17 protein-coding genes are annotated in these 20609 nt (G+C 63.7%); 6 read left to right on the top strand and 11 right to left on the bottom strand.

What is annotated here, in order from left to right:
- Positions 1-81: 81 nt before the first annotated feature.
- Positions 82-1527, bottom strand: coding sequence for an ABC transporter substrate-binding protein (locus O7B34_RS11925; RefSeq protein ID WP_027142218.1), 1446 nt, complete (start codon positions 1525-1527; stop codon positions 82-84).
- A 45-nt stretch (positions 1528-1572) separates the two neighbouring features.
- Positions 1573-2547, bottom strand: coding sequence for a sugar-binding transcriptional regulator (locus O7B34_RS11920; RefSeq protein WP_337146261.1), 975 nt, complete (start codon positions 2545-2547; stop codon positions 1573-1575).
- Positions 2548-2793: 246 nt separating this feature from the next.
- Between O7B34_RS11920 and O7B34_RS11915 the strand changes: the two genes are divergently transcribed.
- The gene (locus O7B34_RS11915; protein WP_337146260.1) at positions 2794-3519 is read left to right on the top strand and encodes an MgtC/SapB family protein; all 726 of its coding nucleotides are present in this window, start codon (positions 2794-2796) and stop codon (positions 3517-3519) included.
- A 29-nt stretch (positions 3520-3548) separates the two neighbouring features.
- On the opposite strand, the gene O7B34_RS11910 is transcribed toward O7B34_RS11915, so the two are convergent.
- The 8 genes from O7B34_RS11910 to ftsZ form a co-directional block, all read right to left on the bottom strand.
- A complete protein-coding gene (locus O7B34_RS11910; protein WP_337146259.1) occupies positions 3549-4841 on the bottom strand; it encodes an amylo-alpha-1,6-glucosidase in 1293 nt (430 codons plus the stop codon).
- Positions 4842-4857: 16 nt separating this feature from the next.
- The gene (locus tag O7B34_RS11905) at positions 4858-5898 is read right to left on the bottom strand and encodes an ABC transporter ATP-binding protein (RefSeq protein WP_337146258.1); all 1041 of its coding nucleotides are present in this window, start codon (positions 5896-5898) and stop codon (positions 4858-4860) included.
- 21 nt (positions 5899-5919) lie between these two features.
- On the bottom strand, positions 5920-6765 hold the full coding sequence (locus O7B34_RS11900; protein WP_337146257.1) for a carbohydrate ABC transporter permease: 846 nt from the start codon (positions 6763-6765) through the stop codon (positions 5920-5922).
- 30 nt (positions 6766-6795) lie between these two features.
- On the bottom strand, positions 6796-7641 hold the full coding sequence (locus tag O7B34_RS11895; protein ID WP_337146256.1) for a carbohydrate ABC transporter permease: 846 nt from the start codon (positions 7639-7641) through the stop codon (positions 6796-6798).
- A gap of 136 nt (positions 7642-7777) precedes the next feature.
- Positions 7778-9046 carry an ABC transporter substrate-binding protein gene (locus tag O7B34_RS11890; RefSeq protein WP_337146255.1) on the bottom strand — a complete coding sequence of 423 codons (1269 nt, stop codon included), beginning with the start codon at positions 9044-9046 and terminating at the stop codon, positions 7778-7780.
- 39 nt (positions 9047-9085) lie between these two features.
- Entirely contained in the window at positions 9086-10129 is a 1044-nt protein-coding gene (locus O7B34_RS11885) for a substrate-binding domain-containing protein (protein WP_337146254.1), read from the bottom strand.
- 160 nt (positions 10130-10289) lie between these two features.
- The gene (locus tag O7B34_RS11880) at positions 10290-11216 is read right to left on the bottom strand and encodes a class I SAM-dependent methyltransferase (RefSeq protein WP_337146253.1); all 927 of its coding nucleotides are present in this window, start codon (positions 11214-11216) and stop codon (positions 10290-10292) included.
- A gap of 114 nt (positions 11217-11330) precedes the next feature.
- Entirely contained in the window at positions 11331-12368 is a 1038-nt protein-coding gene (gene ftsZ / locus O7B34_RS11875) for a cell division protein FtsZ (RefSeq protein WP_337141431.1), read from the bottom strand.
- Positions 12369-12808: 440 nt separating this feature from the next.
- Between ftsZ and O7B34_RS11870 the strand changes: the two genes are divergently transcribed.
- The 3 genes from O7B34_RS11870 to O7B34_RS11860 all read left to right on the top strand — a co-directional run bounded on the left by O7B34_RS11870 (position 12809) and on the right by O7B34_RS11860 (position 17359).
- Positions 12809-14854, top strand: coding sequence for a N,N-dimethylformamidase beta subunit family domain-containing protein (locus O7B34_RS11870; RefSeq protein ID WP_337146252.1), 2046 nt, complete (start codon positions 12809-12811; stop codon positions 14852-14854).
- A gap of 202 nt (positions 14855-15056) precedes the next feature.
- Positions 15057-15755, top strand: coding sequence for a GntR family transcriptional regulator (locus O7B34_RS11865; protein ID WP_337146251.1), 699 nt, complete (start codon positions 15057-15059; stop codon positions 15753-15755).
- Between the two features lie 248 nt (positions 15756-16003).
- Positions 16004-17359, top strand: a complete 1356-nt coding sequence (locus O7B34_RS11860) for a glutamine synthetase family protein (protein ID WP_337146250.1) — start codon at positions 16004-16006, stop codon at positions 17357-17359.
- 6 nt (positions 17360-17365) lie between these two features.
- Here O7B34_RS11860 and O7B34_RS11855 read toward each other — a convergent pair whose 3' ends face one another.
- Complete coding sequence (locus O7B34_RS11855; RefSeq protein ID WP_337146249.1) at positions 17366-18226, bottom strand: MurR/RpiR family transcriptional regulator; 861 nt, start codon at positions 18224-18226, stop codon at positions 17366-17368.
- Between the two features lie 154 nt (positions 18227-18380).
- Between O7B34_RS11855 and murA the strand changes: the two genes are divergently transcribed.
- Entirely contained in the window at positions 18381-19637 is a 1257-nt protein-coding gene (gene murA, locus O7B34_RS11850; protein ID WP_337146248.1) for a UDP-N-acetylglucosamine 1-carboxyvinyltransferase, read from the top strand.
- Positions 19634-20515, top strand: coding sequence for an N-acetylglucosamine kinase (locus O7B34_RS11845; RefSeq protein WP_337146247.1), 882 nt, complete (start codon positions 19634-19636; stop codon positions 20513-20515). Before murA ends, O7B34_RS11845 begins: the two co-directional genes overlap by 4 nt.
- Positions 20516-20609 lie beyond the last annotated feature (94 nt).

Below are 20609 nucleotides of genomic sequence, written 5' to 3'. Positions count from 1 at the left end.
GTCACCTTTCGGCACCGCATCGCAAACATGAAAACGTATGACGAGGGCCGACCCGCCAAGCAGGCCGGCCCTCGTTGCGACTTAACCGAGACCGGCTTCCTTGAGCTGGCCGTTGATGCTCTCGGCCAGCTTGTCGAGGCCTTCGTCGACCGGCACTTCCTTGGACACCATCTTCTGCAGCGTCGCCGCCCATTCGGTGGTGAGATCGAAGAAAAGCGGCTGCGCCGTGAACTTGATCGAGGCGCCGGGTGCCGAGGCGTCGAACATCTCGACATAGCCCGGATAGCTCTTGTTCAGCTTCTCGCGGAAAGCTTCATCCTTCCAGACCGACTGCCGGACCGGGTTGACGAAATCCATCTTGGTGGCGCCGAACAGCGCATGCTCGGGTCCGGAGGCCCATTGCATGAAGTACCATGTGGCGTCCTTGTCCTTGGAGAAGTTGGACATCGACAGCGACCAGATCCAGATGTTCGGCGTTGGTGCCTTGGCCTCCGGATTCGCCTTGAAGGCGGCGAAGGCAAGCTTGCCGGCCATCTTGTTGTCGCCGCCATTCATGAAGTAACCGAGGATATCGGCGTCGAAGATCATCGCCGAGGCGCCGGCGCCCAGATCGGTGCCGACCTGATACCAGGTGTAGGTCGACCAGTCCTTCGGGCCGCTCTCCTGGATCATCTGCACCCACTGCTTGTGGAAAGCCTTGGACTGGGCGGTGTTCATGGCGGCCGACAATTTGCCGTCGGCCGACACATTCAGGTCCTTCTGGTCGAAATTGGCGTAAGCCGACAGGAACCCCGGATGGATGGTCGCCCAGGAGCGCGAGCCGCGCACACCAATGCCGTAGACGCCGCCGCCGACATCCTTGGTGAGCTTGGCGGCAGCGGCCACCATCTCGTCCATATTGCCGGGGACCTTGACGCCCGCCTTGTCGAACATCGCCTTGTTGTAGGTGATGTTGTTCTGCTCGAACCCCCACGGAATGCACCATTGCTTGGCATCTTCCGATCCCAGAGCTCCGCCCGGCTTGCCGTTCCAGGCGCAGGAATTCCTGACGCCTGGCAGGAAGTCGTCCCAGGCATAGTTCGGGTTGGTCTTGGCCGGATCCTTGATCCATTCGTTGAGGTCGGTGATCCAGCCGGCTGGGCCGTAGGTCCAGGTCATGTACGCGCCGGTCATGAAGGCATCATATTCGGGCGAGCTCGCCGACAATGCGGCCGTCACCTTGTCGAAATAGACGTCTTCAGGGAATACGTCGTAGACGACGTTCATGCCGGTCAGTTTCTTGAAGTTCTCAAGATTGGCGATCATGGCGTCGGCGTATGGATGCTTGTTGAGCAAGAGCTTGATGGTCTTGCCCTTATGTGCCTGCCAGTCGAAGTCCGCGGCAAGCGCGCGGGTCTGGCCCAGGTTGAGCAGCGTGCCGGCGGTGCCGGCGGCGAGGCCCATCGCCCCAAGGCCCTTGATCAATCCGCGACGGTCGACTTGTCCGCGCAGGAAGGCGTCTATGAGGTCTTTCTCTTTCTCATGCATTTGGTCTTCTCCTCCACAGGGTAGTTTCAACTGAACCGTTGCCGGCTACCCGACCGGCGTCTCTTCCACGAGCGATCGCGCCGTCCGCTCGTCTGTTATCAAGCCTTTCAAATAGCGCCCCTCCAGCACCGACTTGATGGCGCGAACCTTGATCTTGCCACCGGCGACGGCGACGATCCGGCGGCTGGCGATATCCTCGCGCGCCAGCGCCAGCGCGCGGTTGGAAACGGTGGTCGCCACCGCCTTGCCGGCGTCGTCGAAGAAATGGCCGAGCAATTCGCCGACGCCGCCATTGCGGCGGATCTCCTCCATCTCGCCTTTCTCGATCATGCCGGTGGCAACCAGCGAAGCCTCGCGCTCGGCGGTACCGACGCCGGCCAACAGCAGGTCGGCGGATCTGGCGAGATCGAAGACCTCGCTGATGCCCTTCTGGCCCAGCAGCACGATGCGGTCCTCCGCCGTGTTGGCGAACATCGGCACTGGCATCACATAGGCTTCGGCTCCGGTGCGCTCGGCGAGACGGTGGATGACGTCATGCGGATTGGCCGAGAACTTCCGTGTCAGGCCGCCGAGCAGCGACACGAAACGGATCCGGTCGGTGGTGGTGCGCGGCAGGTATTCCACGCAAGCGGCGAGCGTGCGGCCATGGCCGACGCCGATCAGCGACTGCTCGCCGCGTTCGATCTCGCGCTTGAGGAACTGCGCCCCGGCAATGCCGAGCGCCTTGAGCGGCAGATCCTCGGAATCGAAATCCGGGACCACCTCGCAATAATCGAGGCCGTAGCGGCGGGACAATTCGTCCTCGAGCTCGACGCATTCCGACACTTCGCCGTCGATATAGACCTTCACCAGCCCTTCCTGGTTGGCCTTGGTGATCAGGCGGTGGGCCTTGAGGCTGGTCAGCCCCAGCCGCTTGGCGACCTCGGACTGGGTCAGGCCGCCGGCGTAATGAAGCCAGGCGGCGCGCGCCGCCATGCTGGCATCATCGTCCCGAGAAAGGCCGTTTCCAAAACCAACCACGTTTCCATCCCGGTGATATTTTTATCAGTTGCTGCAAAATTTTTCACATGCCGGAACCGAAGTCAAGCGTCACCTTTCAAATCGCGTGCGGTTGGCCAGCGGGAACTTCGCGAGGGCAAAGAGGTTCTTACATCGACAGCCCGAGGTCGCGGCGCACCGGCCAGCCGCAAGGAACATCGGCGCCGAGCCGTGCCGAGAACCCGGGGAAGCAGGAGAGGCGGAGCGCCGGCGCCGCCTGACAGAACGATGTTCGAGCCGCTTTGCTGCGATATGCCGCTTCATCCGACATGGCCCGATCTTGTCGCACGGCTGCTGCTTGTGGTGGTTGCAGGTTTCCTCATTGGCCTCAACAGGCAAGCGCGCGGCCACACCGCCGGGCTTCGGACGACCATCCTGGTCGGCCTTGCGGCCGCTGTTGCGATGATCCAGGCCAACTTGCTGCTTGATACGACGGGCAAGGGAATGGATTTCTTCGCCCGCATGGACGTACTGCGTCTGCCGCTCGGCGTGCTGACCGGCGTCGGCTTCATCGGCGGCGGCGCCATCCTGCGGCGCGGCGACCTCGTGACCGGCGTCACCACCGCGGCCACCATGTGGATCATGACGATGATCGGACTTGCCTTTGGCGGCGGCCAGTTCGGTCTTGCGGCAATTGCAACAGTGCTGACGCTGCTGACGCTTCAGGTGTTGAAATGGGTGGACCTCAAGGTTCCGCGCGACCACCATGCGATGCTGTCGGTTTCCTGGCCGAAAAGTTCACCGCCCGACCTGCAGGAGATGGTGCGGCCGCTCGGCTATGGCGCACGCCTCGCCAGGATGGAGCATGACATCAGCCGCGACCGCTTCGTGTATTCGTTCAATCTCGAATGGAGACAGTCCGATGCGACTGAACCTTCAACGGAAATCCTGACGCTGGTCAGCCGCGAATGCGAGATCGAGCGATTTGATCTAGTCGGCGAAAAGGCGTCCTGAAGAGACGAAGCGTTCCCGCTCCGACAAGCTTAGGCACCACCCACTTGCGCATCACGCAAAAACTCGATCACCATCGCCGCCGTCCAGGTGAAACGGCCGCCGCCGAGCGGCTCACCGGTCAGCGGGTCGTAGTATTCGGCAAATCCGCTCTCCCGGATCAAGTCGAGGCTGGATTGCGTGATGCGCTGTGCGACCTGACCGTGGCCGGCGGCGGCAAGGCCGTCGGCGATCATGTAGTTGACCACCAGCCAGACCGGGCCGCGCCAGTAACGCTTGGCGTCGAAGCGCCGATCACCGGGATCATGTGACGGCACGACGTAACGCGCGCTGCCGGCAAGGCGTTCGACGGTCGCGGCGACTGCAGCGGCGCGGTCTTTCGGGATCGCGGCAAAGGCCGGCAGGATGCCGCCAACGGAAGCGCTGTCGACCAGCGTGCCGGCGACACGGTCGAGACAGAGGTACTGGCCGTGCGCGTCGCTCCAAAGCCGCTCCATGGCCGCCAGGCCCTTTTGCGCGCGGGCGCGGTTGGCCTTGGCGATCGCCGTCTCGCCAAGCGCTTCGGCAAGATCGGCAAGGTCGGTGGCGGCGCGGATCAGGATGGCGTTGAAGCCGGGATCGACAATCTGGAAAGGTGAGGCATCGTGCAGTCTCGCGTTGTCCCAACCGAGCCCGCGAAAACGCTGCACCAGCCAGAGATAACGATCGTACTGCGCCTTGGTCGGGCGATGCGCCGGATCGGCATGCAAGGTATCACGACGAGTGTAGGGCTCGACGCCTTCGGTCGGCACGCGCTCGAAGGCATCGTCCCAATCGATGGAATTGTCCCGGCCGGATTCCCAGGGGTGGATGATGGCGACCAGCCCCTCACCCTTGGGGTCGCGGTCTTCGTAAAACCAGCGATGCCAGGCATCGATCTTCGGCAGCAATGCGCGGGCCCGCTCGGCGGCCAATTTTCTGTCCTTGGCGCGGTCGAACAGGCGCCGCACGGCAAAGCCTGCGACGGCTGGCTGGGTGATGCCCGACGTGGCGGTCGGGCGACCGGTTCGCCAGACCTCGGGACCGGGAAAATAGCTGTCGTTCCAGACATGGAAGACGATATGCGGCACCATGCCGTCCGGCCACTGATGGGCAAACAACGTCTCGATCTCGGTCCAGGCGCGCGCTTCGTCATAATGGGCAAGGCCGAGCGCCGTCAGGCAGGAATCCCAGTTCCACTGGAACGGATAGAGACCTTTTGTCGGGATGGTATAGGTCCCCTGATCGTTCTCCTTCAGCACTTCGACGGCGCGGGCGATGATGTCATTGGCGGCATGAGCGGTCATGGATGGTTCAGGTCTTTCACAAGGCTTGCGTCGTTTCGGGGTCGAACCAGCGGATGCGGTCGGGCCTGGGAGCGAGCCGCAGGCGATCGCCGACGGCAATGGCTGCGCCGGACTCGAGCACGGCGCGGAACAGGGCGCCCTCGACATCGCAGGTGACCAGCGTGTGCGGCCCGAGCGGCTCGATGATGCGCACCGTGGCGGGCAGGCCCTCGCCGCCGGCATCGACATCCTCGGGGCGAATGGCGAACTCGATCTTCTGCCTGTCCGATTTAGGCCCGGACAGCGCCAGCCCGGCAACATTCCAGTTTCCGTTCGCTGCCTTGGTCGCGGGCAGGAAATTCATCGGCGGATTGCCGATGAAGGAGCCGACGAAGCGCGCCGCCGGATTGCGGTAGACCTCGACCGGCGACGCAGCCTGGACGATGCGGCCCTGATGCATGACGGCAATGCGGTCGGCGAGGCTCATCGCCTCGACCTGGTCGTGGGTGACATAGATGGTGGTGGTCTTCGACCCGGCAAGCACGCCTTTGAGTTCGGCCCGCATTTCCAACCGCAGCAGCGCGTCGAGGTTCGACAGCGGCTCGTCCATCAGGATGACATCAGGCTCCATGGCGAGCGCGCGGGCGACGGCGACACGCTGGCGCTGGCCGCCTGACAACTGGCCGGAGTAGCGCTTCAGCAGTTGCTCGATATGCATGAGTTCGGCGGTGCGGTTGACGCGGCGCTCGATTTCCTGCCGCGGCAGTTTCTTCATGCGCAAGCCGAAGGCAATGTTCTCGAACACGGTCAGGTGCGGAAAGACGGCATAATTCTGGAACACCATGGCGATGCCGCGATCGCGCGGCGGCAGATGATCGACGCGGCGGCCGCCGATCCAGACCTCGCCCTGGCTCGGTGTCTCCAGTCCGGCGACGATCCTGAGCAGCGTGGTCTTGCCGCAGCCCGAGGCGCCGAGCAGCACCATGAATTCCTGGTCGGCGATGGTGAGGTCGACATGATGCAGCGCGGTGAAGTCGCCGAAGCGCTTGGCCACGCCCTTGATTGCGATTTCAGCCATCAGCCGTCTCCGTGGCGCGTGTCATCGGTTGGCGATCCCCCACATGGCGAACAGGTATTTCCGGACGGCGAAGATGAAGATCAGCGCCGGCACGACCAAGGCCGCGCCGCCCGCGAATTTGAGATAGAGCGGCGATTCACCAAGGCTTTGCAGCAGGAAGGCTGTCAGCGTGCGGTTCTCGATGGTGAGCACGGCGGCGGCGAAAACCTCATTCCAGGAGATGGTGAAGGCAAATACCGCCGAAGCGGCGATGCCGGGCAAGGCAAGCGGCAGGATGACCTTGCGAAAAGCTTGCCAACGGGTGCAGCCGAGCGTCCAGGCCGCTTCCTCGAGCTCGACCGGGATGCCTGAGAAGAGCGAGAAGGTGATGAGCACGGCGAACGGCAGCGCCAGCGTGGTGTGAACCAGCGCCAGCCCGATGGCGGTGTCGTCGAGGCCGGTGCGGATGAACATCACCGCCAAGGGCAAGGCCAGCAGCGGCAGCGGGAATGCGCGGGTCATCAGCACCAGGAAGCGGAACGTGCCCTTTCCCGGAAAATCGAAGCGCGACAGCGCGTAGCCGGCCGGCGCACCGAAGCCGATTGCCAGGATCATCGTCAGCGTGGCGACGAGCACCGAGTTCCACAGCGCCCTGGCGACGCCGGCGAAATTGATGAAGAACGACAGGCTGCCGAGGTCGAAGGACGGGAGAAAGCGCTTGGGAAACGCGGTGACCTCACTGGGCGACGACAGCGCATTGACGATCAGGAGGTAAATCGGCAGCAGCACCCAGACGCCGAGCACGATCGCGGTGGCGATCAGCAGCCAGTTGCCGGCCTTGCGGGCATCGGCCGGCGTGGTGACCCGCGCATCGGTCACGGCGCTCATATCCGCGCCTCCCTCATATCCTGGCCTCCGTCATATCCTGGCCTCCTTGGGCACCCGCAGCACCCGGAGGAAGAACAGCGTGAAGCCGATCGAGATGGCGAGGATGAGCAGCGCGGAGGCGGCCGCGACATTGCGGTCCTGCAACGTGAACTGCCAGTTGTAGGTCTCACCCATCAGCACCGGCAGGTTGGTGCCGCCAAGTGCCGCGACCACGGCGAAGACCTCGAAGGCGAGAATGACGCGCAGGATGATGGCCGTCTGCAGGCTGGGACGAAGCAGCGGCAGCGTGATACGCACAAAGCGCTGCCACGGGCTGGCGCCAAACACCTCCGCCGCCTCGTAGTATTCCTTGGGGATCAGGCCCATGCCGGCGACCAGGATGACCATCATGATCGCGGTGGCGCGCCAGATCTCGGCCAGCGCCACGGCGATGAAGATGGTCAGCTTGCTCTGGTAGCCGAGGAACATGACCGGCCTGTCGACGATGCCGAGGCTGGAAAGCAGTGTGTTGAGGAAGCCGGACTGGTCGAAGATGGCGAGCCAGATCAGGCCGGCGGCGAGATCGGAAATGCCGAGCGGGATGGCGAAGACGTAGAGGACGGCACTTCGCCCTGTCTCCAGCCGTGAAACCACGCTGGCCATCAAAAGAGCCATGACCAGTTGGATCGGCACGACGATTGCCGCCAGCAGCAGGGTGTTGCGCACGGTGACGGGGAATTTCCAGCTGCCGGCCATGGTGCGGAAATTGTCGAGTGTGAAGGCGCCGTCGCGGGTCAGCGCCTCGAAGGCGACCAACGCGAAGGGATAGAGGAAGAAGATGCAGAGGAACAAGGTCGCCGGCATCAGCAGCAGATAGGGCAGAGCCTTGCCGTGCATGGTGTTTCTCCTTTGCGATGCCGCGGCCCGGGCGCCCGGAGTGCAACAAACTCCGGACGCCCCCTTGGGAGGATTCCTACTTTTGTTTAACCATGATCTGTTCCGAAAACCGGTTTCCACTTTTCGGGATCATGGTCTAATCGACGGGACAAGCGCCGTCGGATGGCTTGTCGGGCGCCCAGCACGGCGCCTTGGACTGGTCGATGATCGCCTTGAGCGCCGTCGCTTCCTCGCCGAGCACGCCGTGCACGTCCTCGCCGCCCAGCACGATGCGCTCGAAGCTGTCGGTGTAGACCTGGTTGAACTTGCCATCGAGATCGCCGAGCCCCATCGGCAGCAACGCCGGCAGAGCATCGGAAGCACCGGTCATGGTTGCGATCGCCGGGCCGAAGGCCTTGACCGAGGCCGGCATATCGTCTGGCAGCTTGACGTCGACGACCGGGAAGAAATTGGTCGCCCTGAGCGTCGCGATCTGGGTTTCCGGCTTGAGCATATAGGCGACCAGCGCCTTGGCCTTGTCCATGTCAGGCGAAGTCTTGGGAATGGCGACACCGGCCACGACAGGCATGAAGCCGCGACCGGCAGGGCCGGCCGGCGCCGGAAAGGCGACGAAGTCGCCGGGCTTCTTGTTGAAGGCGTCGGCAAGGCGCGCGACATGGTCGAACGCCACCCAGACATCGCCGCTCAAGAGCGGTTCCTGCATGAAGGCATAGTTGGTCGAGTTCGGGTTGGTGTACTGCCAGAGTTCCTTGAACTTGTTCCAGGCGATCTCGGCTTCGGCCGAGCGGAACTTGGTCACCATCGAGCCGGTGTAGGACGGATAGAGGAAGCCTTCGAAGAAACGATGCTTCAGCCCTTTGGGACCGGCCGGAAAACCGAATTTCGGCGAACCGGTCTTCTCGGCGATGTTTTTCGACCATTCGATCAGCTGGTCATAGGTGATGGTGTTGAGATCGACGCCTTGCGGCAAATATTGCAGCGCCTGCTTGTTGGCCGCCATCAGGTAGGTGGCCTGCATCCACGGCAGGTATTTCTGCTCGCCGCTGCCGAGCATGCCGAGTTTCCTGTAGGCTTCGTTGACCTTGACGGCACCGACATCGACGCCGGACAGATCGGCAAGGCTCGCGCCGACGCTGGAGAAGTCGCCATGCAGGCCACCGAGCACGCCGATGGTGCCGGTGCCGGCCTGCAATTCGGCCTGCAGGCGGGTGAGCCAGGGGCCGGCCTCGGCGACCTGATAGTCGACCGCGCCGTCGAACCCCTTCAGCACCTCGTCGCGCATCTTCTGCGTTTCCTCGACCGGGCGCGCCTGCGTCGACCAGAACAGCACCTGCTGGGCGTGCGCCTCGCCTGAGGCAAGCGACAGTGCCAGCGCAACGCCGGCCAGCGTTTTCAATCCCTTCATCACGGTCTTCCTCCCTGGATATGCGCCGTCATGGCGGCGTCAGCTTCTTGTCCGCGGCGCAGGTCCATGGCTTGCGCGCGCAACCAGCGTCGGCCGGATCAGTCGCGTCAGCGGTGCGGCAGGCCTGCCGGCGATGATGGTGAGCAGCATGTCGGCGATCTCGCGCGCGCATTGGCGGATCGAGGCATCGAACGTGGTGAGGCCCGGCGGCGCGTAGGCCGATGCGGCAATGTTGTCGAAACCGATGACGGAGAGGTCGCGCGGCACATCGAGGCCCGCACGGGCGGCCTCCTCCATTACCGTCAGCGCCAGCTCGTCGAACAGAGCGACGAATGCCGTCGGTCTGTCAGGCCCTTTCAGCATCCGGTTGACGGCCTCGATGCGGGCCTCATGATCGAAGCGCGGCGCCGTCACCACGTCGAGCCGCACCGACGGGTCGCCCCGCCGGGCGATAGCGGTGGCAAGGCCATCCTGTCGCAGATGGCGAAAGGTCATCGGCTCGGAGATCGTCACCAGGCCGAAATGGCGGTGGCCGAGATCGTAGAGCATGTCGAAGGCTTCGCCGAAGGCATGCGCGCCGTCGGTGTCGAGCCAATTGTAGGCAAACTCGCTGTCGAGCAGCCGGCCGTGCGCGACGAACGGAAAGCCGCGCTCGCGCAGATAGGCGAGGCGCTCGTCGACTTCGGCGATACGGGTGACGACGACGCCATCGGCACGTCCGGATTCCACGACATGGCGCAGCACGGACAGCTCCGAATGGCCAAGTGCGGCGGTGGCAAGGATGAGGTCGGCGCCATGCGACACCAGCCCTTCGCCGAGCCCGGTGACGAATTCGCCCAGAAAGGAATCGACAAGGTTCGGCCCGCGGATCGGCAACACCAGGCCAACGAAACCGCTGCGGCCGGAAACGAGCGTGCGCGCCGCGGTGTTGGGCACATAGCCGGCCTGCCGCGCCGCTTGCGCGACACGTTCGCGCGTCTTGAGAGCGATCTGTTCGTGGCCGGCAAGCGCCCGCGACACCGTCGTGATCGACAGGTCGAGGCTTGCCGCGAGCTCCTTCAGCGTGATGACGCGGTTCGTCATCGTTCCTCCCAAGAGCGAAGTTGAAACGTTTGTAATCGGCTTTCGCAAAAATGCAAACGTTTTAAATTCGGCCGAGGGGCGTCCTTTGAAATAGGAATGGGAATTGGGATTCCCTATTTCAGCTGCAGGAGATGACCCTGATTGAAAAACGGACGTGCTCTTAGATTGCCGCGTTCCTGCAAACCGTCAGAACGAAGAATTCGCGGTAGCAGAAATCAGGCTGATCAAGCAGGCTCCCTGGATTTGCTGCCAGTTCCTTCCAATAATGCTGATCGCTCTCAGGGAGGCCGTAATCCGGCGCTGCAGTCGTGAAATAGGAGATTAAGTCGCGTACATAATTGCGCGTGTGCTCCCCAGCAGGGGCCCACCGTTCAACGAGCCAGCCTTTGCGCCAGACGATCTCCATCCCTGCGTCCCGCAAAAGCCTGGGAAGCGAGGAGCCACAATCGGTGCCAAGCACTCCCTTGTCGCGGAACGTCTGCAATCGCGCCGTCATGAAGCGGGTAAATACCCCGTGATCCATAGGCAGCATCTGCAGAAGCGTCGAATCGAAGTCCTTTACGGCGAGGATGCCGCCGGGCTTCAATACGCGTCTTACCTCATCCGTGGCCTGCTGAAATTCCGCCGGCGTGAGATATTGCATGACATTGGCGGACCACACGCAATCGAAGGAAGCATGGTTGAAAGGAAGCGACAGAATGCTGCCGACGCGGGTGCGCACCTTCGGCCGATCCGGGACATCCTTAGTCAAGTTCTCGGCGCGTTGAATATTCTCAGGCGCGAGATCAAGAGCTGTCACGGACCCGTTGGGGCCAATCAGCTCGCAGATGAGCGGAAGGAAGCTTCCGCCCCCGCATCCCGCGTCGAGCACGTCCCAGCCACGTTGCATTCCAACTTGGGTAAGCGCGTCTTCGTATTCCGGCCGTGATGACTCGAAATGAAGATCGAGCCAGCTTGCGTAACTCGCTTCATGGCCGGTCGATGTTGAATTTTTGCGGGTACTGATATTCCCCTCCGCGAATCGCCGGCAATATCGGACCTCGAGAGCTGGCTCAGGTAAACAGACGCGATATCTAATGGCAACCAATCCGTTGTCGTCGCCATGAGGCTGTCGCCATGCGGCAAGCCTGACAATGGCCGCGCGAAGCAGCGGGGCCGACTAAATTAGTCCAGGGCCCAATCAATCCTGATCAAGCAAGCCCTACTGCAGCGTCCGCTGTGGCGGTTGGCCGGCGTGGTCGCGCGCGATGCCCGCATCGGCATCACCCTCGCCGAGCGAACGATCGAGGCCGGTCGCCACGACCGAGACCCTGAAGCGGCCTTCCATGCTCTTGTCGAAGATCGCGCCGACGATGATGTCGGCATCCTCGTAGACTTCCTCGCGGATGCGGGTGGCCGCCTCGTCGACCTCGAACAGTGTCATGTCCCTGCCGCCCGAGATCGAGACCAGCACGCCCTTGGCGCCCTTCATGGACATTTCGTCGAGCAGCGGGTTGGCGATCGCGGCTTCCGCCGCCTTCATCGCCCGGCCGTCGCCGGACGCCTCGCCGGTTCCCATCATGGCGCGGCCCATGCCGCGCATCACCGATTTGACGTCGGCGAAGTCAAGATTGATCAGGCCTTCCTTGACGATGAGGTCGGTGATGCAGCTGACGCCGGCATAGAGCACCCGGTCGGCGATCACGAAGGCATCGGCGAAGGTGGTCTTGGCATCGGCGATGCGGAACAGGTTCTGGTTGGGGATCACGATCACGGTGTCGGCGGCCTCGCGCAGCCGCTCGATGCCCTCTTCAGCCATCTGCATGCGGCGCCTGCCCTCGAAGGTGAACGGTTTGGTGACGACGCCTACAGTCAGGATGCCGGCCTTGCGCGCCGCCTGGGCGATAATCGGGGCCGCACCGGTTCCGGTGCCGCCGCCCATGCCGGCAGTGACGAAACACATGTGGGTGCCGGCCAGATGATCCATGATCTCGTCGAGCGATTCTTCGGCAGCGGCACGGCCGATCTCGGGCAACGAGCCGGCGCCAAGCCCTTCCGTGACGTGCGCGCCAAGCTGGATCAGCCGCGTCGCCTTCGACATGGTCAGCGCCTGGGCATCGGTGTTGGCGGCAATGAACTCGGTTCCCTGAAGCTGTTCGACGATCATGTTGTTGATCGCGTTGCCGCCACCGCCGCCGACGCCGATAACAGTGATCTTGGGTCTCATCTCGGAGATTTCCGGCTTCTTGAACTCGGCCATGCCTGCTTCTCCTTCGCCAACTGCGTGCGCTTCACGGCCCACAAGCAGACTGCCCGTAGACATTGCAATCGAGCGGCATGACGCGAATCAGTCCGTTCGGATGGATAACCCAAAAAGCCAGAGAGCGGCCGGACGTGCAAGTGCGGGAAGGTCAAGATTTGTGATGAAGAGGCCGAACCCCACGCGACCGACCGTCCGGTCCTGGGTGATCGCGATAGTGTCGTCGCAGATCAGGCACCACGACAGATGCCTGGAGATGGCTGGGCAGAACCCGCCTTTGCCGATCGTCCCAATGGCCAGGAGATCTCTGCGGACTTCGTCACCAATCAAAGCTAGAGGGTATATATCCCCTCCAGAACCCGAAAAGATATGAAGGAATTGTCCAGTTTGCCATCCATGAGATTGCGACCGCCGGGATCGCGGCACGGACCTTTGCGGCGATGAAACGCCCCGTCGATCACGGCGCCTTGGCCGTCTCAGGCTATACCGTTCCCTGGCATACGGCGGCCGGAACACCGGTCGCCCTTCATGTCTCGTCGTCGCGGAAGGTACGCTACATCAGGATCGTGCGGCTCGACACACCCGCGGCCGAGCCGATGAACTGGCGCGTCGAGCCGACAGGAAATGCCGTATCGCATCGTGACTTCGATCATGGATCCTTCCTCCGGGTTGCGGCGACCGAACTGGCCAAGGCCACCGAGATCGAAGGCGTCGCCTTCGAAGTGTACTTGACCCGCAATGATTGCGCCCGCGTGCTGTTCGAGAGCGGCAACCTGCGCCTCGGCTTGCAGGACGGACGGCTGACATCAGGCCACGACGGCAAGTCGCTCGATAGCGGCGTTGCGTTGCCGGCGAACACCTGGCTCAAGGTCGAGATTTCGTCGAAAGATGGCGCGACCGTGCTGCGGATCGACTCGGACGATCTCCTGTCGCCGTTTCACCTGGATCATGGATTCGACCTGCCGTGGCGGCGCCTGCCTGGTGACATGGTCTTCGGCACCAGCGCGGCAAACGATGTCAGGTCGCTCAATGCGAAGTTCTCCGCGATCTCGCTGCAAACCGCGGCTGGTCGTGTCACCTGGACGTTTCCGACCCTGCTGCCGGGCGGCCCGCTCGCCTCGACAGGCACCGATCGCGTCCTCTTCCTGGAAACGATCAACCAGCCCGCCTTCTGCATGACCTCGCGGCGCTGGGACGGGTCGAGTTTCGACCCCCGCCTGGTGCCGTCGCATTATGACGCGGTGCACTGCCACGACGACGACATGGGCGCGTTGCAGTGGCCCGCCTCCTGCCAATTGCAGGTTCCCGCCGAGGCGCCGCCCGGGGTCTATGCCTTCGAGGTCGGTCACGACCAAGGGTCGGAGCGTATCGTCTTCTTCATCACTTCGTCGGCACGCCGCGCGCCACTGGTGTTCCTGGTGCCGACGGCCACCTACCTCGCCTACGCGGATGAATTCCTGCCGGCGCATCTCTACGAATGGAGGTGCGAGGATCGCGGCCACAGCTTCGCGATCGATAACAATTTGAAGTCGCTCTACGACTACCACAGCGACCTCAGCGGCGTGTCGATCTGTTCCACCAGGAAGCCGAAGGCGACGCTGCGCGACGACTACAATTATCCGCTGTGCGGCTGTCCGCACAATCTGCCGGTCGACCTGCATTTTCTGCGCTTCTGCCACAGCCATGGCATCGCCTTCGATCTCATCACCGACCACGACCTGCATGAGCGGGGCCTTGCCGGCCTTAGAGACTACGGGGCGGTCATCACCGGCAGCCACCCCGAATACATGTCGGTCGAAATGGAGCATGCGCTGCGCCAGTTCGCGGCGGCGGGCGGCAGCATCGCCTATCTCGGCGGCAACGGCTTTGCCGGCAAGGTGGCGTTCCACGACGATCTGATGGAACTGCGCCGCTCGCCGCTCGAGGCGGGCCGGACCTGGGACGGCGCCATCGCCGAACAGTCACTGTCGATTACAAACCAGCCGGGCGGCTATCTGCGCGCCAGCGGGCGCGGCGAGTTCTCGCTGACCGGGGTCGCCATCTCGCTGATGGGTTTCGACGGCGCGCGGCCTTTCACGCGCACGCCGGAAAGCCGTCAGCCCTCGGCCGCGTGGTTGTTCGACGGCGTCGCCAGCGAGACATTCGGCGACGATGGCATCGTGCTCGGAGGCGCCGCCGGCTACGAGGTCGACGCCACGGATCCGCATCTGGGCACATCCCCCGAGACCATGGTCATTGCGCGCGCGACCGGTTTCCCGGACAGCTTCGTCCATGACGCCACCCGCTGGTACGAAGGAGGTGACAGCGAGCGCGACGGGCGCCGCTGCGCGGAGATGACGCTGCGCCATCTGCCTTCGGGCGGCCTGATCTTCTGCGCGAGTTCGGTCGCCTGGTGCGGCGCCTTGCCGGCGGGCGATGCCATGAACGACGTCGGCCGGATCACCAAGAATTTGCTGGCGCATTTGGCAGCGAAAACGAGCCGGTAGACCCCGGATCGATAGCCCCGGAAAGGTAGGCGCCCGCGGCACCGCGCCGGCTCCAGCAGTTGGCTTGCCGCGCAACGGTCGAAGCGGCTATCATGCCTGATCAATCGGCGGCCTGGGTGTTCCCGCCGTGCCCGGCTCAAGGTTTGTCCGCGGCGCGTGTCGTCAGGTCATTTTCAGAACGGATGAAGCAGCGCCCCCGCCAATGGCCGACAGAACACATTTCGGTTTGACCGCCGTCGACACCGTGCCTCTGCATGAGAAGGTCTATCTGGAGCTCGTGCGGGCCCTGATGTCGGGCCAATTCCTGCCCGGCCAGAAGCTGACCTCGCGCAAGCTCGCCAGGGAACTGGGCACCAGCGACATGCCGGTGCGCAGTGCCTTCATGCGGCTGCAGGCATTGCGGGCGCTGAGCCCGATGCCGAACGGCAGCGTCGAGGTGCCGGTGATCTCGGCCGAGCGGTTCTCGCAATTGACCGCCGTGCGTACGCTCCTCGAAGGCCCGGCGACCGAGCTTGCGACGAAACTCATCAACGGCAACAATCTGCGTGCGATCCGACGCCATTGCACCGAATTGACCCAGGCGGCCCGCAAGGGCGATATCGGCGACTATCTCAGGAAGAACCACGACTTCAAATTCTCGATCTATCGCCATTGCGGCAACGAGCAGATGATCTTCCTGATCGAGACGGTGTGGATGCAGGTCGGCCCGTTTCTGCGAAACCTCGCCACGGGGTTCGAGGACGACCTGTCCTCCATTCTGGACATCGACTATCACGAGGAAGTCGTCGCGGCGATCGAGGTGCGGGACTGCGCGCGGGCGCGGGCGGCCATCGTTCGCGACATCGATGAGGGCGCCGCGCACATCCTGCGGCAAGCCAGATTTCCGGGAGCGAAGAGCTAGACCAGCGTCTCCTGGACCCGTCACCAGATGCCACTTGGCTTTGCCCTGTCTTGTCGCTATGTTGCGATCGCAGATCGCGCAATTGGTTCCTGAAATGCCTCCCGACATACCAGCTAATGATTTGAAAAACTGAAGGAAACTCTTCCGACTGATGTCGGAGATGCCTTCATGAACTCATCAGCTGTCTTGTCGTGAAATAGGGTGGCCGCCTCAGGCGCGGCACCGCAGGGAACCAGAGGTAACGGAAATTGAGCGATGCAATTGCGGACGTTTTGAATTGGCTTGAAAGCCGAAGCGACATCCAGAGCCTGAGGGCCGCGGTGTGCGACCTCAACGGCATCATGCGGGGAAAGCGCATCCCGGTCGAGCAGGCGCGCAAGGCGCTGGAAGGCAAGCTGCGCATGCCCTATTCGCTGATCGGGCTCGATGTCTGGGGCGAGGACATCGAAGGCAACAGCCTGGTCTTCTCGACCGGCGATGCCGATGGGCTTTGCCAATGGACGGGACGCGGCATTCTGCCGGTGGAATGGACGGCGCATCCGACGGCGCTCGTCCCGCTCTGGCTCGCCGACGAAAGCGGTGCGCCCTATCTCGGCGATCCCCGGCGGGCACTGGCCCGTATCCTCGATCGCTACAAGGCGCTCGGCCTCACTCCCGTCGCGGCGACTGAACTCGAATTCTACCTGGTCGATCCGCAATCGCAGCGGCCTGTCGGACCAGTTTCACCGGTCACCGGGCGGCGTCTCGATTCCGACGCGGCGCTGTCGATCGACGAGATCGACGATTTCGAAGCCTTCATCCATGACATCTACGAAGCCTGCCGCGCGCAAGGCATTCCCGTCGATACGGCGATTGCCGAAAACGGCGTCGGCCAGTTCGAGATCAACCTGAACCATGTCGCCGACGCCTTGCGGGCGGCCGACGATGCGGTGTTGTTCAAGCGCACGGTCAAGGGCATTGCCCGCAAGCACGGCTTTGCCGCCTGCTTCATGGCCAAGCCCTATGGCGACCGCGCCGGCAACGGCTTCCATGTTCATTTCAGCCTGGTTGGCGACGAAGGGCGCAACGTGTTCGACGACGGCACCGACCAGGGCTCCGACATCATGCGCCATGCGGTTGGCGGGCTGCTGGCGGCGATGGCCGAAAGCACGCTGGTGTTCGCGCCGCACTTCAATTCCTACCGGAGGCTGCGCCCGCGATCCTACGCGCCGACCGCGGTCGCCTGGGGGTACGAGAACCGCATGGTCGCGATCCGCATTCCCGGCGGCCCGACCGGCGCGCGCCGCATCGAACATCGCGTCTCGGGAGCCGACGCCAACCCATACCTGGTGCTTGCCGCGATACTGGGCGCGGCCCTGATCGGCATCGAGAAGCAGATGTCGCCGGGCGATCCGGCGGGGAAGGACGGGCAAGGCGTTGTCCCCGCCAAGCTGCCGCCGGACTGGGCGTCGGCGATCGCGACCTTTGAAGGCGGGACGCATGTGGCGGAGATCTTCCCGGCGATCCTGCGCGACTCCTTCATCGCCTGCAAACGCCAGGAATTGAATACGTTTGCCCTGAATGTCAGCGATTTCGAGATCGAGACCTATCTCGAAAGCGTCTGAGGCCCTTTACGTCGACCGCTCGGCCTTCAGTACAGTGACCGCCGCCTCGCTGTTGTGGACATAATCGTTGGCATCCGGCTGCTTCTGTACCAGCAGGATGAACAGAAGGTCGGTCAGCGTCAGCTGCGCGTCGCGCGCGGTGATGGACGAGGAGCGGGCCCGTTCCTCGTCGGCGATGGTGTAGAGGCGGATGTCGGCGACGCGGCTCAGCGGATTGTCATGCAGACCGGTGACGGCGATCACCGTCGTGCCGCGCTTGGCTGCAAGCTCGGCGATGCGCAAGGTTTCGATGCTGGCGCCGGAATACGAGAGCGCGAACAGCACATCGTCAGGCCCCAACGTCGAGGCGTTGGCCATCTGGATGTGGCTGTCGCTGTCATGCAGCACATTGCGGCCGAGCTTCATCAGCTTGTAGGAGAAATCGCGCGCCACCAGCGAGGAAGCGCCGACGCCGACCAGATGGATGCGCCGCGCGCCATCCAGCAGTTCCAGCGTCCTGGAGATGATGCGCTCGCTGTTGGCGGCGACGGTCTGCTGCATCGACAGCAGCTTGCTGCCGATCAGCTTCTTCAGGATGACCGGAAAGCCATCGCCGACCTCAATCGAGCCGTGGATGACGCCGGCCGGCACCTGCCAATCCTGCGCCTTGGCCTCGCTGACGGCGAGCTTGAGTTCCTGATAGCTGGCATAGCCGAGCTTCTGGCTGAACTTGACGACGCTCGACTGGCTGCGGCCGATCTCGGCCGCAAGTTCGGCCGTCGAAAGCCGCAGCATCTGGTTGGGGTTGTCGACGATGTAACGGCCGATCTCGCGATCGCCGGGCGCCATGCCGTCGAGCTTGGCATTGATCCTGCTTAAGACAGACACGGAAATCCCCTCGCTCTTCAGACCTGCAAGACGAGGAATAAATTATTCCAATTTTAATTGACAGCCAAGAACGCAGAATTAATTCTCAGCTCGACCCGGGTCACCGCCCGGGATTCCCAGGCAGTTCGCCGGGGTGACCCTCAAGGTTTCAGCCATGGATAGATTGCGGATCGTCGGCGGACAGAGACTGCAAGGCGCGGTCACCATATCGGGCGCCAAGAATGCCGCTTTGCCGCAGATCGCGGCTGCGCTGCTCAGCCCCTACCCGCTCGAACTGACCAACCTGCCTGACGTGACCGACGTCAAAAACATGCTCGACGTGGTGCGGCTTCACGGCGCCGAAATCACCCGGTCCGCCCACGCCGCGATCATTAACACCAGCGCTGCCATTTCCAAGGAGACGTCCTACGACACGGTTCGGAAGATGCGGGCGACGGTGCTCGTGCTGGCGCCGTTGCTGGCGCGGTTCGGCCATACCCGGGTTTCGCTGCCAGGCGGCTGCGCGATCGGCGCGCGGCCGGTCGACATGCATGTCGCCGCACTCGCCGCGCTGGGCGCCAGGATCGCCATCGAGAACGGCTTGATCGTCGCCTCGGTGCCGAACGGGTTGACCGGCACCCGCATCGTGCTCCCGTCGCCATCGGTCGGAGCCACGGAAACCGCCATGATGGCGGCGACCACGGCCAAGGGCGAAACCGAGATCCTGAACGCGGCGCGCGAACCGGAAGTGGCTGACCTCGCCGCTTGCCTCAGCGCCATGGGCGCGCGCATCGAGGGCGCAGGCACGCACCGCATCCTGATCGCGGGCGACACCAACTGGCACGCCGCCAGTCACGACATCATCCCGGACCGGATCGAGGCGGGCACCTATGCCATCGCCGCCGCCATCACCGGCGGCCAGCTTGAGCTGACGCATGCCCGGCTCGAACAGATGGCCTCGGTGGTGCAATTGCTGGAGGCGACCGGCGTCAGCGTCTGGCCGGGCGACCGGGGACTGATCGTCTCGCGCGACCGGCCTCTCAAGGCAGCCGACCTCACCACGGAACCCTATCCGGGGTTTCCAACCGACCTGCAGGCGCAGTTCATGGCGCTGATGTGCTGCGCGCAGGGCGCCTCGCTGCTGCGCGAAACCATCTTCGAGAACCGCTTCATGCATGTGCCCGAACTGATGCGGCTCGGCGCCAACATCAAGCTGCAAGGCACCATGGCGCTGGTGCGCGGCGGCGAGAAACTGCGCGGGGCGCAAGTGATGGCCACCGACCTGCGCGCTTCGGTGTCGCTGGTGCTGGCGGCGCTGGTCAGTGAAGGCGAGACCATCATCAACCGGGTCTATCACCTCGACCGCGGCTATGAGCAACTGGACCGCAAGCTGCGCCTGTGCGGCGCCGACATCGAGCGGCTGGGCGCATGAGCGGCGGCGCGGATTATTTTCTCGGCGTCGATGGCGGCGGCACCGGTTGCCGCGCCCGCCTCGAGGACGCGCAAGGCACGGTGCTGGGACAAGGCCTGTCCGGCCCGGCGACGACGCGGCTCGGCATCGAGGCAGCGTGGAGCTCCATTGCGAAAGCCTACGGCGCGGCGATCGATGAAGCAGGTTTCACGCCCGCCGAGACCGCCCGCATCCATGCCGGCATCGGCCTTGCCGGCATCGGCCGCAAAGACGCGCTGGAGGCGCTGCGGGCAATCGCGCATCCCTTTGCCAGCATCGACTTCGTCAGCGACGGTGTCGGCGCCTGCCTTGGCGCGCATTCGGGCCAGGACGGCGCCATCGTCATCGCCGGGACCGGCTCGATCGGCCTCGGCTTTGTCGAGGGCCGCGACCTGCGCGCCGGCGGCTATGGATTTCCGATCTCCGACGAGGGCAGCGGCGCCGACCTCGGACTGAAAGCCGTGCAACTGGCGCTGCGCGCCCACGACGGTCGCCACGAAAGAACGGCGCTGCTGGCGGAGCTCATGCAGCGCTTCGCCGGCGACCCGATGGAGGCCGTCGCCTGGATGGACCGCGCCAGCGCCACGGACTATGCCGCGCTTGCACCCATGGTGATGCGCCATGCCGACCAGGGCGATCCCGCCGGACGCCGCATCGTGCAAAGCGCCGCCGAGCAGATCGACACGCTGGTGCGGGTGCTGTTCGAAAAAGGCGCGCCGCGCGTGACCTTGCTGGGTGGCCTCGCCAGCCCGCTCGAGCCCTGGCTTTCCCCCGACGTCCGGCGCCGCCTGAAGCCCGCCGACGGCGACGCCGTGTCCGGCGTGATCATTCTTGCCAAGAGGTCGGTCTGCAAGGGATAGCTGGCAAGTGTAGGAATATAATATTCCAAATCTCTGTTGACGATGTGAATATCAAATTCTACAAAGTTAACAGGAGAAGCTGCGAAGACGGACC

Source organism: Mesorhizobium sp. Cs1299R1N3, assembly GCF_037179625.1.
GTDB classification, from domain to species: Bacteria; Pseudomonadota; Alphaproteobacteria; order Rhizobiales; family Rhizobiaceae; genus Mesorhizobium; species Mesorhizobium salmacidum.
Note: the sequence above shows the minus strand (reverse complement) of the source record. Positions and strands in the feature narration are given on the sequence as shown.

Coding starts and splice junctions, on each gene's coding strand:
- ftsZ (WP_337141431.1), bottom strand. CDS start 12,368: ATGGCCGAGTTCAAGAAGCCGGAAATCTCCGAGATGAGACCCAAGATC.
- O7B34_RS11915 (WP_337146260.1), top strand. CDS start 2,794: ATGTTCGAGCCGCTTTGCTGCGATATGCCGCTTCATCCGACATGGCCC.
- O7B34_RS11895 (WP_337146256.1), bottom strand. CDS start 7,641: ATGCACGGCAAGGCTCTGCCCTATCTGCTGCTGATGCCGGCGACCTTG.
- O7B34_RS11890 (WP_337146255.1), bottom strand. CDS start 9,046: ATGAAGGGATTGAAAACGCTGGCCGGCGTTGCGCTGGCACTGTCGCTT.
- O7B34_RS11925 (WP_027142218.1), bottom strand. CDS start 1,527: ATGCATGAGAAAGAGAAAGACCTCATAGACGCCTTCCTGCGCGGACAA.
- O7B34_RS11885 (WP_337146254.1), bottom strand. CDS start 10,129: ATGACGAACCGCGTCATCACGCTGAAGGAGCTCGCGGCAAGCCTCGAC.
- O7B34_RS11905 (WP_337146258.1), bottom strand. CDS start 5,898: ATGGCTGAAATCGCAATCAAGGGCGTGGCCAAGCGCTTCGGCGACTTC.
- murA (WP_337146248.1), top strand. CDS start 18,381: ATGGATAGATTGCGGATCGTCGGCGGACAGAGACTGCAAGGCGCGGTC.
- O7B34_RS11910 (WP_337146259.1), bottom strand. CDS start 4,841: ATGACCGCTCATGCCGCCAATGACATCATCGCCCGCGCCGTCGAAGTG.
- O7B34_RS11865 (WP_337146251.1), top strand. CDS start 15,057: ATGGCCGACAGAACACATTTCGGTTTGACCGCCGTCGACACCGTGCCT.
- O7B34_RS11870 (WP_337146252.1), top strand. CDS start 12,809: ATGAAACGCCCCGTCGATCACGGCGCCTTGGCCGTCTCAGGCTATACC.
- O7B34_RS11900 (WP_337146257.1), bottom strand. CDS start 6,765: ATGAGCGCCGTGACCGATGCGCGGGTCACCACGCCGGCCGATGCCCGC.
- O7B34_RS11845 (WP_337146247.1), top strand. CDS start 19,634: ATGAGCGGCGGCGCGGATTATTTTCTCGGCGTCGATGGCGGCGGCACC.